The following is a 16,450-nucleotide window of genomic DNA, read 5'->3' on the forward strand; positions in this document are numbered from 1 at the left end:
ACCAGAAACTGTTAGACATGGAACGTTTTAAAGAATTAGTTGGTGCTAATCGCATTCGAATGGCTTCTGCGGATAGCCTCTATCAGAAAATGCTTTTACCTTCTGGTGTGGTTTCCCCTTTTGGTTTAATTAATAATCATGATAAAGATATCCTTGTTTATTTTGATCAAGAAATCGTCAAAGAAGAAAGAATGAGTTTTCATCCTAACACTAACGATAAGACTATTTTTATCCAGACCACGGATCTTTTTACTTTCTTAGAGCAACTCGGGTATGAAGTTAATATCATAGAATTATAGTTTGCTTTACCCAATGTGTTTTCATGTTTTATTACTTGCTCCAACTGAGTGAAAGTTATTATCTGTGTTTCGTTAATTGTATTGAGTAAAGGAGGATTTCTTTGAAGAAAAAAGCTAAGTAAGTATTTTTAATACCATGTAGCTTGGCTGTTTCAATGGTAGGTATTGATTTGCTATTATCGGAGAGTATCTAAGAGGAATAATCAAAGTAAAATAAGACAGAAACTATGAAAACAATAAATAGCATCTAGGTGAACTAAAAGGCGAAGAAACTTAAAATTATGATTTTAAATAAGCAACAAACCTTGATATATCAATGGTTAAAGACAATAAAGGAGAACAATATGACATTTGAAGAAATTTTACCAGGTTTAAAAGCAAAGAAAAAATATGTACGTACAGGTTGGGGGGGCGCTGAAAATTATGTTCAGTTATTTGATACCCTTGAAGTTAATGGGAAAGTACTACAGGCTACACCTTATTTTCTTATTAATGTTACTGGTGAAGGTGAAGGTTTTTCCATGTGGGCACCAACACCATGTGATGTTTTAGCAGAGGATTGGATCGAGGTCAATGACTAAAGTTGTTTTAGTGACGGGCTGTGCTAGTGGAATTGGTTATGCACAGGCTCAATATTTTTTGAAACAAGGGTATCAAGTATATGGTGTGGATAAGTCGGATAAACCGAACTTAAACGGTAATTTTAACTTTATAAAGTTGGATTTAACCTCAGATTTATCCCCACTATTCACAATGGTACCGAGTGTTGATATTTTGTGTAATACTGCAGGTATTCTAGATGCTTACAAGCCGCTTTTAGAAGTAAGTGATGAAGAAGTGGAACACCTATTTGATATTAATTTTTTCGTGACTGTTAGGCTAACACGTCATTATCTTAAACGTATGGTGGAAAAGAAGTCAGGTATTATTATCAATATGTGCTCAATAGCAAGTTTTATAGCGGGTGGCGGTGGAGCTGCATATACTAGTTCTAAACATGCCCTTGCGGGATTCACACGTCAATTGGCTTTGGATTACGCAAAAGATTGTATTCAAATTTTTGGTATAGCGCCAGGTGCTGTACAAACTGCTATGACTGCTAGTGATTTTGAACCTGGTGGATTAGCAGAATGGGTAGCTAGTGAGACGCCAATTGGTCGTTGGACTAAACCAAGTGAAGTTGCTGAATTAACTGGATTTCTTGCTTCAGGAAAAGCGAGATCAATGCAAGGTGAAATTGTCAAAATTGATGGTGGCTGGAGTTTGAAATGAGAAAATAGATTGAATTTGGTTATGGTAATACTTGGTTATTACGTACGGAATTTGAAGCATCTGATGGTACTGAGTGGGAAGCTAAAGGAATATCAGGTGATATTTTAATAAAATCTGTTTATTTACGTGTTTGGATTGGTCAAACTGTTTATATTTTAGATGTTAAAGAAGGATTTAAAAGACAAAGAAAAATGAGTAACGCAGTTAAGTTTGTTGTGGGAATTGCTTCGGAGGTAATATGAAGGCACAAGAATTATGGAATAAGTTTAAATCTTTGAATCCTTCAATCGGTGATGAGATAGATGCATGGCAATTTGGAGCAGAACCAGATCTTCTGGCAAAGTTAGTTGTAGATGGGACAAAAACTGCAACAGCCTCTGCCTATGATTTATATGAATTAGATGAGGAAGAGTTACCACAAGTTGGTTCATATGATATTATTTTGGATAGCAATGATGAGGCTATCTGTATTATTGAAATAACTAAAGTTGATATTGTCCCTTTTAAAGATGTCTCTGCAGACCATGCTTTTAAAGAAGGAGAAGGAGATAAAACTTTAGAATGGTGGAGAAAAGCTCACATTGATTTCTTTAAACCTTATTTTGAGGAGTTTGGTTTAATGTTTAGTGAGGACTCTAGGATAGTTTTAGAGGAATTCCAAGTGGTTTACCCAAAGGAGATTAACGAATGAAATTAGCGGTTTTGGGTACAGGTATGATTGTGAAGGAAGTTTTGCCTGTCTTGCAGAAAATTGATGGTATTGATTTAGTTGCTATCTTATCAACAGTTAGAAGTTTGGAGACAGCTAAAGATCTAGCTAAGGAATATAACATGTCTCTAGCTACGAGTGAATATAAGGCTGTTTTGGACAATGAGGAGATTGATACAGTTTATATTGGACTGCCGAATCACTTGCATTTTGACTATGCTAAGGAGGCACTCTTGGCAGGAAAACATGTCATTTGTGAGAAGCCATTTACATTAGAAGCAAGTCAATTAGAAGAACTTGTATCTATTGCCAATACTAGGCAACTGATATTACTCGAAGCAATTACAAATCAATATTTACCTAATTTTGATCTTGTAAAAGAACATTTAAGCAACCTTGGAGATATTAAAATTGTAGAATGTAATTATTCCCAATATTCATCGCGTTATGATGCCTTTAAACGTGGGGAAATAGCACCAGCTTTCAATCCTGAAATGGGTGGAGGTGCGTTGAGAGACCTTAATATTTATAATTTACATTTAGTAATTGGACTTTTTGGAGAACCTATAACAGCACAGTATTTACCAAATATAGAGCATGGTATTGATACTTCAGGAGTTCTAGTCCTAGACTATGGGCACTTTAAGACAGTCTGTATTGGAGCAAAAGATTGTAGTGCAGAAGTAAAATCTACTATTCAAGGTGATAAGGGGTCTATAGCGATTTTAGGGCCAACTAATACTATGCCTAAAATTTCATTAACTATGAATGGACAAGAAAGTCATGTTTATCAATTAAATGGTGATAGGCATCGCATGCACGATGAATTTGTTATTTTTGAAGGTATTATTAGCAATTTAGATTTTAAGCGTGCTGCTCAAGCTTTAGAACATAGTAGAACGGTGATGAAAGTTCTAGATATGGTAACGAAATAAGTAAATGACTCTTTTGAGTCATTTTTTACTTATTTTAAATACTGTATGTTATACTAATTAGTAATAAATCCGAAAGTGAGATAATAAAATGATTTCATCAATTGGACAGATAATGCTCTACGTTAGCAATGTTGAAGCATCAGCAGATTTTTGGAAAAACAAGGTGGGTTTTGAGCGTGTTGAAAAACAAACACAAGGAGATTATGTAACCTATATAGTTGCACCGAAGTTGGATAGTGAAGTTAGCTTCGTCTTACATGACAAAGCAATTATAGCTCAAATGAGTCCTGAGCTAGATTTAGCAACTCCCTCTATTTTATTTGAAACTACTGATATTGACAGTACATATCAAGAATTAACAGAAAATGAGGTTATGACAAATCCTATTGTTGATATGGGGAGTATGAGAGTTTTTAATTTTTCCGATAATGACAATAATTACTTTGCAATCTGTGAAGTAAAATAAAAAGGAGAACTTATGGTTAAAGCACTAGAAACATACATCGTAACAAATGGAAATGGGCGACAAGCGGTTGATTTTTATAAAAATGTCTTTCAAGCTGATTTAGTAAATATGATGACATGGGAAGAGATGGACCCCAACTGTCTTGAAGACCGCAAGGATTTAATCATTAATGCTCAACTTATTTTTGGTGGCATTCGTCTGCAAATTTCGGATGAAAATCCAGATTTCGTGTATCAAGTTGGTAAAAATGTTACGGCCGCTATTATTGTGGGTAGCGTAGAGGAGGCGCGTGAAATTTATGAAAAATTAAAGAAGAATGCACAAGAAGTTCAGTTAGAGTTACAAGAAACTTTCTGGAGTCCTGCTTACGCAAACTTAGTAGACCAATTTGGTGTGATGTGGCAAATTTCAACAGAGTTAAACTAATCGTTTTTACCATCTGAGCATTGCAATGATAGATTTATAAAAATACTGATTGCAAACAGAGCAGAAAAAAATCAACGGATTTCATGTATTGAATAGCTACCTTTTGGTAGCTATTTTATTCTTAATTGAAGTAAGCTATTTTAGCTAAAGTCTATTGTAATAGGGATTTAAAGGGGTATTAGTGATAAGTTGAAGGCATTATGATATAATAGGTTGAATTATATTCAGAGATAGAGGAATTAATATGTCAAATTATGCCATTATTTTAGCTGCGGGTAAGGGAACTCGCATGAAATCTGATTTACCAAAAGTTATGCATAAAGTATCTGGTATTACCATGCTTGAGCATGTTTTCCGTAGTGTGCAAGCTATTGAGCCAAGTAAAATTGTTACTGTTATTGGACATAAGGCGGAGCTTGTACGTGATGTTTTAAGTGACAAATCAGAGTTTGTAATGCAAACAGAACAGCTAGGGACTGGCCATGCTGTAATGATGGCGGAAGAAGAATTAGCGACATCAAAAGGACATACACTAGTTATTGCAGGTGATACACCCCTGATTACTGGAGAAAGTTTAAAAAACTTAATTGATTTTCATGTCAATCATAAAAACGTTGCAACAATCTTAACAGCCGATGCTGCAAATCCATTTGGATATGGTCGTATTATCCGTAATTCAGATGATGAAGTTACTAAAATTGTAGAACAAAAGGATGCTAATGACTTTGAGCAGCAGGTTAAAGAAATTAATACTGGAACTTATGTTTTTGATAATCAAAGTCTATTTGAAGCACTTAAAGACATTAATACAAATAACGCTCAAGGAGAGTATTATCTAACTGATGTTATTGGAATTTTCAAAGAAGTGGGTAAAAAGGTAGGTGCCTATAAACTTCGTGACTTTGACGAAAGTCTAGGAGTTAATGATCGTGTAGCACTTGCAACTGCTGAAAAAGTGATGCGTCAGCGCATTGCACGTCAACATATGGTTAATGGGGTCACAGTGGTTAATCCTGATTCTGCTTATATTGATATTGATGTTGAGATTGGAGAAGAATCTGTAATTGAGCCTAATGTGACTTTAAAAGGACAGACGAAGATTGGTAAAGGTACTTTATTAACCAATGGTAGTTATTTAGTAGATGCTCAAGTCGGAAATGATGTTACCATCACTAATTCGATGGTTGAAGAATCCATTATTTCTGATGGAGTAACCGTAGGCCCTTATGCGCATATTAGACCAGGAACAAGTCTTGCAAAAGGTGTTCATATTGGTAATTTCGTTGAAGTAAAGGGTTCTCAAATAGGAGAGAATACGAAGGCAGGCCATTTAACTTATATCGGCAATGCAGAGGTAGGTTGTGATGTTAACTTTGGCGCAGGGACGATTACTGTCAATTATGATGGACAAAATAAATTTAAAACAGAAATCGGAAGTAATGTCTTTATCGGAAGTAATTCTACTCTGATTGCACCACTTGAAATTGGTGATAATGCTTTAACAGCAGCTGGATCTACCATCACAGATAATGTTCCAATTGATAGCATAGCTATTGGAAGAGGACGTCAAGTCAATAAAGAAGGATATGCCAATAAAAAACCACATCATCCTTCACAAAAGTAACACTTATTTGGGAGGTTCTTATGGATTTTGAAGAAAAAACAATCAATCGTCAAACTGTTTTTGATGGACAAATTATCAAAGTAGCTGTTGATGATGTAGAGTTGCCAAATGGATTGGGACAATCCAAACGTGAACTTGTTTTTCATGGAGGAGCTGTTGCTACTTTGGCGGTAACTCCTGAGCATAAAATTGTTTTAGTGAAACAGTATCGTAAGGCTATTGAAGGTATTTCTTACGAAATTCCAGCAGGGAAACTTGAGACGGGTGAGTCAGGTTCTAAGGAAGAAGCTGCCCTTCGGGAATTAGAAGAAGAGACTGGCTACACAGGGAATCTTGAAATTCTTTATAGTTTCTACACTGCTATTGGTTTTTGTAATGAGAAAATCGTCCTCTATCTAGCTACTGATTTACAAAAAGTTGAAAATCCTAGGCCACAAGATGATGATGAGGTACTTGAGCTTCTAGAGTTAAGTTATGAGGATTGTATGCAAATGGTAGAAAAAGGCATGATTCAAGATGCGAAAACGATCATTGCTTTACAATATTACGGTTTAAAAATGGGAGGACATTCTTAATGGGAAAACCATTGTTAACAGATGATATGATTGAACGTTCAAATCGAGGTGAAAAAGTTTCAGGTCAAACAATCTTAGATCAAGAAACTAAAATTATTTCTACAGAAGATGGCATGGAGCAACTAACTGATGAGAACGGTAAACATATCTACAAGAGTCGCTGGATTGAGAATGCAAAACGAAATGAATTTCAACGTAAGTTGAATTTAGTTTTATTCATTTTGCTTATTTTGTTGGCTCTCTTGCTTTATGCAATTTTTAAATTATAAGGAAATATCATGAAAATTGGAATTATTGCAGCCATGGAGGAAGAGTTAAAACTCCTTGTGGAAAATCTTGAGGATAAATCTCAAGAGACAGTATTATCAAATGTATATTACAGTGGACGTTATGGTGAACATGAGCTTGTTTTAGTACAGTCTGGTGTTGGGAAAGTCATGTCAGCGATGAGTGTTGCTATTTTAGCAGAAAGCTTTAAAGTTGATGCTATTATTAATACAGGATCAGCTGGTGCAGTAGCAACAGGATTGAATGTAGGAGACGTCGTTGTCGCAGATACATTAGTTTATCACGATGTAGATTTAACCGCCTTTGGTTATGACTATGGACAAATGTCAATGCAGCCACTTTATTTTCATTCGGATAAGACTTTTGTTTCCACTTTTGAAGCAGTTTTATCTAAAGAAGAAATGACTAGTAAAGTTGGTTTAATTGCAACTGGGGATAGTTTTATTGCTGGTCAGGAAAAGATTGATGTTATTAAGGGGCATTTTCCACAGGTTTTAGCTGTCGAGATGGAAGGTGCAGCAATTGCCCAAGCTGCTCAAGCTACAGGAAAGCCCTTTGTGGTGGTACGTGCTATGAGTGATACTGCAGCTCATGATGCCAATATCACATTTGATGAATTTATCCTTGAAGCTGGTAAACGCTCTGCCCAAGTATTAATGGCATTTTTGAAAGCATTATAAAAAAGCCCGTGTATCTAATGAATACACGGACTTTTTTATTTATGTAGCAGATACATATATTTGACTTGCGATACGCTCAGGGATTGTTAGATTTTCATCGTTATAGGTGATGTGATAAGTTTTTGCATAAGGGTCAATTTGTGTCAATACAATGGTATCGTTGATATGCAAACGGTGTTGTTCTAGGTATTTCAGTAGCTGAAAATCATCATGAACACGACTGATAACATATGTGCCAAGCTGACTAATTTGGTCCAATGTCATTTGGTTAATTTCTACTAAAAACTCTCCCTTTTTAGGAATAGTCCCACCGTGTGGACAAAATTGTGGAAAGTCTAAAAACTTCTCTAATCGATCAACAAAAGTTGTTGATACAGTATGTTCTAAAACTTCCGCTTCTTCATGAATATCATCAGCAGTATAGTGCAAATGGTTAACTAAAAATACCTCTACTAGACGATGTTTACGGTAAAGGTCAGAAACAACTAATAAACCTTGTTTAGTAAGATAATATCCTAAATCTTTATCTTTAACAATCAGTTGTTCACTTATCATTTTTTTAATCATTTCTGACACGGCAGGAGCTGAGACTTGCATCATTTCAGCGATTTTCTTATTGGAAATTTTGTTGTTTTTTTCACCTAATTCATGAATGCATTTTAGGTAATCTTCTTTATTTGGAGTCATATTCAGTCTTTCTTATACTTCTTAAAATCTATTTTTCTAAGACCATTATATCAAAAAATACTGAAAAAGTATTTGACAAATACTTTATAATAGGTTATGCTAATATCAAAATTAAGTTAACTTAATTTAATACATAACTTATATTAATTTTAAAAGGAGCATTTTGATGAAAAAGTGGTTAGTTATTGTATCATGTTTTGTAGCATTTTTAGGCTTAGGTGCCTGTGCTAACAAGCAGGATCAAGCCAAAAACGAAAAATTAAAAGTAGTTGTAACCAACTCTATTTTGGCAGATATAACAAAAAATATAGCCGGTAACAAAATCGACTTACATAGTATTGTACCTGTTGGTAAAGATCCTCATGAATATGAGCCATTACCAGCAGACGTTGAAAAAACAACTCAAGCAGATCTTGTTTTTTACAACGGAATTAATCTTGAAACAGGCGGTAATGCTTGGTTTACGAAATTAATAAAGAACGCTAAGAAGAAAGAAAACAAAGATTACTTTGCGGTTAGCGATGGAGTTGATGTTATTTATCTAAATGGTCAAAGCGGAAAAGGTAAAGAAGACCCACATGCTTGGTTGAACCTTGAAAATGGTATTATTTACTCAAAAAATATTGCTAAGCAATTAATTGCTAAAGATCCAAAAAACAAAGCTACTTATGAGAAAAACAGAGATGCTTATGTAGCTAAATTAGAAAAATTGGATAAAGAAGCAAAATCTAAATTTAATGCCATTCCAGCTAATAAAAAATTAATTGTTACTAGTGAAGGTTGCTTTAAATATTTCTCAAAAGCTTATGGAGTTCCATCAGCATACATCTGGGAAATTAACACTGAAGAAGAAGGTACACCAGATCAAATTACTAGCTTAGTTAAGAAATTAAAACAAGTAAGACCTTCAGCTTTATTCGTTGAATCAAGTGTTGACAAGCGTCCTATGAAATCTGTTTCAAGAGAATCAGGTATCCCAATTTACGCAGAGATCTTCACAGACTCAATTGCTAAAAAAGGTCAAAAGGGTGACAGCTACTACGCTATGATGAAATGGAATCTTGATAAGATTGCAGAAGGTTTAGCAAAATAAGAGTGAGAATCGACATTGAAATCATAATGAAATCAATGATGTAGTATTCTCGCTTAAGGCTGAGTTGTAACAATGTCGAAATCCTAATCTAAAAACTGACTTAGCCTTAATAAATACAGAGAAGTGGAGTCTGGTTTTATAACCAGCTCCATTCTACTTTTGGAGGAAAAATGATTATTAGTAAACACTTAAGCGTAAGTTATGATAATAATTTAGTGCTAGAAGATATTAATTTACGCCTAGAAGGCTCCGGAATCATTGGTATTTTAGGGCCTAATGGAGCGGGGAAATCTACGCTTATGAAAGCCCTTCTTGGTTTGGTTGATTCTACTGGAGAATCAGGGATTGGGGGAGATTTGCTACCTTTAATGGGGAGAGTAGCCTATGTTGAACAAAAAACTAATATTGATTACCAATTCCCTATAACTGTTGGAGAATGTGTTTCTTTAGGATTATATAAGGAACGAGGCCTCTTCAAGCGACTATCAAAAACTGACTGGGAAAAAGTGTCCCGAGTGATTGATCAAGTTGGTTTGAGAGGGTTTGAAAATAGACCAATTAATGCCTTATCAGGTGGACAATTTCAACGTATGCTTATGGCAAGATGTCTCGTTCAAGAAGCGGATTACATTTTTTTAGATGAGCCGTTTGTAGGGATTGATTCCATTAGTGAACAAATCATAGTCAATTTACTAAAAAAATTAAGTAAGGCCGGAAAATTAATTTTAGTCGTCCATCACGATTTGAGTAAAGTTGATCATTATTTTGATCAAGTAATTATTTTGAACCGTCATCTAATTGCTTGTGGACCAATAGATCAGGCATTTACCCGTGAGAATTTAAGTGCTGCTTACGGTGATGCTATTTTGTTAGGACAAGGAGACTAGAATGTTTACGAAATTTTTTGAAGGCTTATTGACTTATCATTTTTTGCAAAATGCTTTTATAACTGCAATTGTGATTGGTATTGTAGCGGGTGCAGTAGGCTGTTTTATTATCTTGCGCTCAATGTCTTTGATGGGTGATGCTATTTCTCACGCTGTTCTACCAGGTGTTGCTATATCTTTTATTTTAGGGATTAACTTTTTTATAGGTGCTATTGTCTTTGGTTTGTTGTCTTCGATTATCATTACTTATATTAAAGAAAATAGTGTCATAAAAGGAGATACTGCTATTGGAATTACTTTTTCGTCCTTTTTAGCCTTAGGTATCATTTTAATTGGACTTGCTAATAGTACAACTAACCTCTTTCAAATTCTTTTTGGGAATATTTTGGCAGTACAAGATAGTGATAAATATATGACTATTATAGTGGGATTAATTGTACTGACTCTGATTACTATCTTCTTTAAAGAATTATTATTGACTTCTTTTGATCCTGTTTTAGCAAAATCAATGGGAATGAGAGTTTCTTTTTATCATTATTTATTGATGATTTTGTTAACATTAGTTGCAGTAACAGCTATGCAGAGTGTGGGAACAATATTGATCGTAGCACTTTTAATTACACCAGCTGCAACAGCATATCTTTATGTTAAAAGTCTCAGAACAATGTTGTTTTTATCATCTGCATTAGGAGCAGTAGCATCTGTTCTGGGGTTGTATATCGGTTATACATTTAATATTGCCGCAGGATCAAGTATTGTTTTAACATCTACTTTTATGTTTTTACTTGCTTTCCTATTTTCTCCTAAACAAAGTTTGTTTAAAAAGAAACAATAGTGTTGTTAAAAAATGAGACTAGAAAATGTTCTAGTCTCATTTTTGATAGAATTATTTAAATTTGTAGTCTTTAATAACTTTGATACTTGTAATAGTAATTTTTTCTTTTGGTTGATCTGATTTTGTAACTTCTACCGAAGCAATTTTATCCACAGTTTCCATGCCAGAGATTACTTGTCCAAAGACGGTATAACCACCATCTAAACTTGGATTTCCTCCTTCTGAATAGGCTTTAATAATCGCCTTAGGAACTTTTTTATCTGACAGTTGTTTGGAATGATCTTGCTGGCTTTGATTGATAAAGAATTGGCTACCATTAGTGTCAGCTCCAGCATTTGCCATTGCTAAACTTCCCCTGATATTGTAGAGGTAAGGGGAGATTTCGTTAACAAAGCCATTTCCAGAATCTTTCTTTTTATCTTTGCCATTCCATATAGATTTTCCACCGGTTCCGTCTCCATTAGGGTCACCAGATTGTATCATAAAATCTTTGATAACTCTGTGGAAACTTAACCCATTATAGTATCCTTCTTTTGCATGTGTTAGAAAATTTTCAACAGCTAAAGGAGCATATTTTGGAAATAACTTGATATTTATATCACCTTTAGAGGTTTTTATAAGCACTTGTGCCTCGTTTTTGGCAACAGCCTTGTCCAATTGAGGAAAAGCTTTTTTATCAGCTTTTAAGGCTTGCTTAGTTTCTTTGTTTAGTTGTTCAGTAGCTTCCTTTGAAGAGCTTTCAGCTAGTTTTTGGTCAACATAACGGTCTCCTTTTAGAGAACGCTCAATTGACTCGCAACCACTTAAAGTTAATATGCTGACACAGGCTAAACCAAGATAAATAATTTTTTTCATACATACTCCTTGATTAAGTTATTAAGATGATTATATTTTATCATAAATTTTTAAATAATTTATAAAAGTAAATAGTAAACCTATTGGGGGACTTGTTGAAATTATGATAGAATAGTATAGCATGAGTTGATAGAGAAAGTGAGGAACAAGTATTTCACTTGAAATATGGTATTTATGGCAAATAAGAAAAAAACAAAAGGAAAGAAAACCAGAAGACCTACTAAGGCAGAAATAGAGCGTCAAAGAGCTATTCAAAGGATGATTACTGCTCTTGTTTTAACAATTATTCTCTTCTTTGGTATTATCAGATTAGGTATTTTTGGTATTACAGTCTACAATGTCATCCGTTTTATGGTAGGTAGCTTGGCTTACTTATTTATTGCGGCAACTTTAATCTACCTTTATTTCTTTAAATGGTTGCGAAAGAAAGATGGCTTAGTAGCAGGTTTTTTGATAGCTTCTTTAGGATTATTGATTGAGTGGCATGCTTACCTTTTCTCGATGCCTATTTTGAAAGATAAAGAAATTTTGCGTTCAACTGCTCGATTAATTGTATCTGATTTAATGCAATTTAAAATCACTGTTTTTGCCGGTGGAGGTATGTTGGGTGCTTTGATTTACAAGCCAATTGCTTTTCTCTTTTCTAATATTGGTGCCTATATGATTGGTGTTCTCTTCATCATTTTGGGTCTCTTTTTAATGAGTTCTCTGGAAGTTTATGACATCGTCGAATTTATTAGAGCTTTTAAAAATAAAGTGGCAGAGAAGCACGAGCAAAATAAAAAGGAGCGTTTTGCTAAGCGAGAGATGAAAAAAGCAATCGCTGAACAAGAGCGCATAGAGCGTCAAAAAGCTGAAGAAGAAGCTTATTTAGCTTCGGTTAATGTAGACCCTGAAACGGGTGAGATTCTAGAGGAACAAGCTGAGGACAATTTGGATCATACGCTACCACCTGAGGTAAGTGAAACATCAACTCCGGTATTTGAGCCAGAGATTCTTGCTTATGAGACATCGCCTCAAAATGATCCTTTACCAGTAGAGCCGACAATTTATTTAGAAGACTATGATTCGCCGCTTCCTAATATGAGAGAAAGTGACGAGGAAATGGTTTATGATTTAGATGATGATGTAGATGATAGTGATATAGAAAATGTCGACTTTACACCTAAAACGACACTGGTTTATAAATTACCAACGATAGATTTATTTGCACCAGATAAGCCTAAAAATCAATCCAAAGAAAAGGATTTAGTCCGAAAGAATATCAGAGTTTTAGAAGAAACATTTAGAAGCTTTGGTATCGATGTAAAAGTAGAACGTGCTGAAATTGGACCATCGGTTACTAAATATGAAATTAAACCAGCAGTTGGAGTTCGTGTGAATCGTATTTCAAATCTATCTGACGACCTAGCTCTTGCTCTTGCAGCAAAAGATGTTCGTATAGAAGCACCAATTCCTGGAAAATCATTAATAGGTATTGAAGTTCCTAACTCAGAAATTGCAACGGTTTCTTTCCGCGAACTTTGGGAACAATCTGATGCCAATCCTGAAAACCTTTTAGAAGTACCACTAGGAAAAGCTGTTAACGGCAATGCTCGCAGTTTTAACTTAGCTAGAATGCCGCATCTTTTGGTAGCTGGTTCAACTGGTTCAGGTAAATCTGTGGCAGTTAATGGAATTATTTCAAGTATTTTGATGAAGGCACGTCCAGATCAAGTTAAGTTTATGATGATTGATCCCAAAATGGTTGAATTATCTGTTTATAATGATATTCCACATTTATTAATCCCTGTTGTAACCAATCCGCGTAAAGCAAGTAAGGCACTCCAAAAAGTTGTTGATGAAATGGAAAATCGATACGAGTTATTTAGCAAAATTGGTGTGCGTAATATAGCAGGTTATAATACAAAGGTTGAAGAGTTTAATGCTTCTTCTGAGCAAAAACAAATACCTTTGCCTTTAATCGTTGTCATTGTAGATGAATTGGCTGACTTGATGATGGTTGCTAGTAAAGAAGTTGAAGATGCTATTATTCGTTTGGGGCAAAAAGCACGTGCTGCAGGTATCCATATGATTCTTGCAACTCAACGTCCATCCGTAGATGTTATTTCTGGTTTGATTAAAGCAAATGTTCCGTCGCGTATTGCCTTTGCTGTTTCAAGTGGTACTGATAGCCGTACGATCCTTGATGAAAATGGTGCTGAAAAGCTCTTGGGACGGGGTGACATGCTCTTTAAGCCTATTGATGAGAATCATCCAGTACGACTACAAGGTTCCTTTATTTCAGATGATGATGTTGAAAGGATCGTTGGTTTTATCAAAGACCAAGCCGAGGCTGACTATGATGATGCCTTTGATCCTGGAGAAGTATCTGAAACAGATAACGGCTCTGGTGGTGGAGGCGGAGTACCTGAAAGTGATCCTCTTTTTGAAGAAGCCAAGGGACTCGTTTTAGAGACGCAAAAAGCAAGTGCCTCAATGATTCAACGCCGATTGTCTGTTGGTTTCAATAGAGCAACAAGACTAATGGAAGAGTTAGAAGCAGCGGGGGTTATTGGTCCAGCAGAAGGAACCAAGCCACGAAAAGTTTTAATGACTCCAACTCCGAGTGAATAAGAAAAAACTAATCTGACAAGAAATTGTCGGATTAGTTTTTTATGTTATAATGAAGCAAATAGATGAAGAAGAAGGTTACGAATGCATATTGAGACTGTTATTGATTTCAAAGAATTAGGAAAAAGATATCGTTTTAAAAATCCTACAAAAGAATTAATAGCTGATACTTTAGAACAAGTCTTAGAAGTGATAAAAGAAGTTGATTATTATCAATCTAAGAATTATTATGTTGTTGGTTATTTATCTTATGAAGCATCTGCTGCTTTTGATTCACATTTTAAAGTTTCTCATCAGAAGTTGGCTGGGGAACATCTAGCTTATTTTACAGTACATAAAGATTGTGAGAACGAAGCTTTTCCTTTAAGTTATGAAAATGTTAGATTAACAGATAATTGGACTGCTAATGTTTCTGAGCAAGAATATCAAGAGGCAATTGCCAATATTAAAGGACAAATTAGACAAGGAAATACTTATCAAGTAAATTATACACTAGAGCTTAGCCAACAATTATGCTCGGATCCCTTTAGCGTTTATGAACGCCTAATGGTAGAACAAGGAGCAGGATATAATGCTTATATTGCCTACGATGATAAAAGGATTTTATCTGTAAGCCCGGAATTGTTCTTTAAGAAGAAGGGTGAAGTCTTAACAACTAGACCAATGAAGGGAACAAGCGCTAGAAAGCCTACTTATCAAGAAGATGTGGCGGAGCGAGATTGGTTGGCAAATGATCCCAAAAATCGTTCTGAAAATATGATGATTGTTGATTTATTAAGAAACGATATGGGCCGTATCTGTGATGTTGGAACAGTTAAGGTAAAAAAACTATGTCAAGTGGAGCAGTATGCAACTGTGTGGCAAATGACATCAACTATTGAAGGAGTTTTATCGCCAGAAGTGACACTTACGTCTATTTTTCAAGCTTTATATCCTTGTGGATCTATCACTGGAGCTCCTAAGATATCAACAATGGCTATTATTAATGAGTTGGAAAAACGGCCAAGAGGTATTTATTGTGGGACGATAGGACTTTGCATGCCAGACGGACAAGCTATTTTTAACGTTCCTATTCGCACAGTACAAATGAAAGGTCAACAAGCCTATTACGGCGTTGGTGGAGGTATTACGTGGGAGAGCCAGACAGATTCTGAATATGAAGAAACCCGTCAAAAATCAGCTGTTTTAACATGTGTCAATCCAAAATTTCAATTAATAACTACAGGAAGAGTGACTGAAAATAAACTTCTTTTCTCTCAACAACATGTCGAGAGATTAGTTGAATCAGCGTCTTATTTTGCTTATCCTTTTGATAAAAGTAAATTCGAAAGGGAACTGAAAAAATACCTTCATCAGCTAGATAAGAAGGATTACCGCTTGAAAATAATGCTTGATAAAACTGGTAAGGTAACGTTTGAGGTAAAACAACTAGTGAATTTATCAAAAAAGTTTTTAACGGCAGAGGTGGTCGTACAAGACTACCCTATTAAATTATCCCCGTTTACTTATTTTAAAACTTCTTATCGCCCACATATCATTGAAGGTCAGAATGAAAAGATATTTGTATCTCCTGAGGGGCTGCTATTGGAAACAAGTATTGGGAATATTGTTTTAGAAAAAAATGGAAGGTTTTTAACCCCAGATTTATCAGAAGGAGGGTTGAATGGGATTTATCGTCGTCATCTCCTTGAAAACCAAAAAGTAATTGAAGCACCACTAACTTTAAAAGATTTAGAATCAGCCGATGCTGTATACGCCTGTAATGCTGTTAGAGGGCTTTATCCTCTAAACCTAAAGTAAAAAGAGCTGGAAATTTATCCAACTCTTTTTATTGTACTTTGATAAAGATGATAACCAATAATCCTAGGTAAAAAAGGAAAGTTAGAATAAAGCCAGATCTCCAAAATAATTTTAAAAAACGTTTATAAGAAAAAAGAGTCTTTGTTCGTAGAAGCTTTATTGTAATTCCGATTGCCAGTAATGAAATGAGAATCAGATAGTAAGGTAAAAGATTTTGTTTTAACAGACTAGATGATATTAATGGAATTAAAAAAACAAAAATAGGAAAAGCAACATCTGGAAACATAATGTTAAATTTTTTAAGTTTAAATATTTTGACAAGAACCTGTGAAAATATAGGGATTAAAACAAGAAATAAAGAAGCAATAATTTTGTATATCATAGGTCTATTTTATACCGATTTTGG

At 34.8% G+C, this 16,450-nt stretch carries 20 protein-coding genes; 17 read left to right on the forward strand and 3 right to left on the reverse strand.

Features of this window, described 5'->3' with window-relative positions; genetic code table 11:
• From HMPREF9171_RS109815 to HMPREF9171_RS109770, 12 genes are all read left to right on the forward strand, one after another.
• Positions 1–299 (forward strand): YbaK/EbsC family protein (locus HMPREF9171_RS109815; protein WP_001872102.1); only part of this gene is annotated, 299 nt, incomplete at its 5' end.
• Between the two features lie 344 nt (positions 300–643).
• Positions 644–880 carry a DUF2829 domain-containing protein gene (locus HMPREF9171_RS0102425; protein ID WP_000141918.1) on the forward strand — a complete coding sequence of 79 codons (237 nt, stop codon included), beginning with the start codon at positions 644–646 and terminating at the stop codon, positions 878–880.
• Positions 873–1,571: a 3-oxoacyl-ACP reductase gene (locus HMPREF9171_RS109810; protein ID WP_000170242.1), complete on the forward strand. Its 699-nt coding sequence runs from the start codon at positions 873–875 to the stop codon at positions 1,569–1,571. Before HMPREF9171_RS0102425 ends, HMPREF9171_RS109810 begins: the two co-directional genes overlap by 8 nt.
• Before the next feature lie 8 nt (positions 1,572–1,579).
• Positions 1,580–1,813, forward strand: coding sequence for a DUF3977 family protein (locus tag HMPREF9171_RS1000000113375; RefSeq protein WP_228305701.1), 234 nt, complete (start codon positions 1,580–1,582; stop codon positions 1,811–1,813).
• Positions 1,810–2,262: an ASCH domain-containing protein gene (locus tag HMPREF9171_RS109805; protein ID WP_000647211.1), complete on the forward strand. Its 453-nt coding sequence runs from the start codon at positions 1,810–1,812 to the stop codon at positions 2,260–2,262. Before HMPREF9171_RS1000000113375 ends, HMPREF9171_RS109805 begins: the two co-directional genes overlap by 4 nt.
• A complete protein-coding gene (locus HMPREF9171_RS109800; protein WP_000762185.1) occupies positions 2,259–3,215 on the forward strand; it encodes a Gfo/Idh/MocA family protein in 957 nt (318 codons plus the stop codon). Before HMPREF9171_RS109805 ends, HMPREF9171_RS109800 begins: the two co-directional genes overlap by 4 nt.
• Before the next feature lie 88 nt (positions 3,216–3,303).
• Positions 3,304–3,681 carry a VOC family protein gene (locus HMPREF9171_RS109795; RefSeq protein WP_000625771.1) on the forward strand — a complete coding sequence of 126 codons (378 nt, stop codon included), beginning with the start codon at positions 3,304–3,306 and terminating at the stop codon, positions 3,679–3,681.
• A 12-nt stretch (positions 3,682–3,693) separates the two neighbouring features.
• A complete protein-coding gene (locus HMPREF9171_RS109790) occupies positions 3,694–4,107 on the forward strand; it encodes a VOC family protein (RefSeq protein WP_000237574.1) in 414 nt (137 codons plus the stop codon).
• Positions 4,108–4,351: 244 nt separating this feature from the next.
• Positions 4,352–5,731 carry a bifunctional UDP-N-acetylglucosamine diphosphorylase/glucosamine-1-phosphate N-acetyltransferase GlmU gene (gene glmU, locus HMPREF9171_RS109785; RefSeq protein ID WP_000073779.1) on the forward strand — a complete coding sequence of 460 codons (1,380 nt, stop codon included), beginning with the start codon at positions 4,352–4,354 and terminating at the stop codon, positions 5,729–5,731.
• Between the two features lie 20 nt (positions 5,732–5,751).
• Positions 5,752–6,306 carry an NUDIX domain-containing protein gene (locus HMPREF9171_RS109780; protein WP_000344991.1) on the forward strand — a complete coding sequence of 185 codons (555 nt, stop codon included), beginning with the start codon at positions 5,752–5,754 and terminating at the stop codon, positions 6,304–6,306.
• On the forward strand, positions 6,306–6,575 hold the full coding sequence (gene macP / locus HMPREF9171_RS109775) for a cell wall synthase accessory phosphoprotein MacP (RefSeq protein ID WP_000517853.1): 270 nt from the start codon (positions 6,306–6,308) through the stop codon (positions 6,573–6,575). The genes HMPREF9171_RS109780 and macP overlap by 1 nt, the downstream gene beginning before the upstream one ends.
• Positions 6,576–6,584: 9 nt before the next feature.
• Positions 6,585–7,274 carry a 5'-methylthioadenosine/adenosylhomocysteine nucleosidase gene (locus tag HMPREF9171_RS109770; RefSeq protein WP_000689754.1) on the forward strand — a complete coding sequence of 230 codons (690 nt, stop codon included), beginning with the start codon at positions 6,585–6,587 and terminating at the stop codon, positions 7,272–7,274.
• Positions 7,275–7,313: 39 nt separating this feature from the next.
• On the opposite strand, the gene HMPREF9171_RS109765 is transcribed toward HMPREF9171_RS109770, so the two are convergent.
• Entirely contained in the window at positions 7,314–7,961 is a 648-nt protein-coding gene (locus tag HMPREF9171_RS109765) for a metal-dependent transcriptional regulator (protein WP_000188491.1), read from the reverse strand.
• A 166-nt stretch (positions 7,962–8,127) separates the two neighbouring features.
• Between HMPREF9171_RS109765 and HMPREF9171_RS109760 the strand changes: the two genes are divergently transcribed.
• The 3 genes from HMPREF9171_RS109760 to HMPREF9171_RS109750 all read left to right on the forward strand — a co-directional run bounded on the left by HMPREF9171_RS109760 (position 8,128) and on the right by HMPREF9171_RS109750 (position 10,776).
• On the forward strand, positions 8,128–9,054 hold the full coding sequence (locus HMPREF9171_RS109760; protein ID WP_000759089.1) for a metal ABC transporter substrate-binding protein: 927 nt from the start codon (positions 8,128–8,130) through the stop codon (positions 9,052–9,054).
• Positions 9,055–9,224: 170 nt separating this feature from the next.
• Positions 9,225–9,941, forward strand: a complete 717-nt coding sequence (locus HMPREF9171_RS109755; protein ID WP_000587174.1) for a metal ABC transporter ATP-binding protein — start codon at positions 9,225–9,227, stop codon at positions 9,939–9,941.
• 1 nt (position 9,942) lies between these two features.
• On the forward strand, positions 9,943–10,776 hold the full coding sequence (locus HMPREF9171_RS109750) for a metal ABC transporter permease (RefSeq protein ID WP_000494350.1): 834 nt from the start codon (positions 9,943–9,945) through the stop codon (positions 10,774–10,776).
• A gap of 51 nt (positions 10,777–10,827) precedes the next feature.
• Here the strand turns inward: HMPREF9171_RS109750 and HMPREF9171_RS109745 are convergent, their stop codons facing one another.
• Positions 10,828–11,631, reverse strand: coding sequence for a peptidylprolyl isomerase (locus tag HMPREF9171_RS109745; RefSeq protein ID WP_000721138.1), 804 nt, complete (start codon positions 11,629–11,631; stop codon positions 10,828–10,830).
• A 165-nt stretch (positions 11,632–11,796) separates the two neighbouring features.
• Here HMPREF9171_RS109745 and HMPREF9171_RS109740 point away from each other — a divergent pair, with 165 nt between their 5' ends.
• Complete coding sequence (locus tag HMPREF9171_RS109740; protein ID WP_000231567.1) at positions 11,797–14,247, forward strand: DNA translocase FtsK; 2,451 nt, start codon at positions 11,797–11,799, stop codon at positions 14,245–14,247.
• An 81-nt stretch (positions 14,248–14,328) separates the two neighbouring features.
• On the forward strand, positions 14,329–16,044 hold the full coding sequence (pabB, locus tag HMPREF9171_RS109735; protein WP_000546844.1) for an aminodeoxychorismate synthase component I: 1,716 nt from the start codon (positions 14,329–14,331) through the stop codon (positions 16,042–16,044).
• Between the two features lie 28 nt (positions 16,045–16,072).
• On the opposite strand, the gene HMPREF9171_RS109730 is transcribed toward pabB, so the two are convergent.
• Positions 16,073–16,426 carry a DUF3397 domain-containing protein gene (locus tag HMPREF9171_RS109730; RefSeq protein WP_000639447.1) on the reverse strand — a complete coding sequence of 118 codons (354 nt, stop codon included), beginning with the start codon at positions 16,424–16,426 and terminating at the stop codon, positions 16,073–16,075.
• Between the last annotated feature and the right edge of the window lie 24 nt (positions 16,427–16,450).

Origin of the sequence: Streptococcus agalactiae ATCC 13813, from assembly GCF_000186445.1 — a bacterium.
In the GTDB taxonomy this organism is placed as follows: domain Bacteria; phylum Bacillota; class Bacilli; order Lactobacillales; family Streptococcaceae; genus Streptococcus; species Streptococcus agalactiae.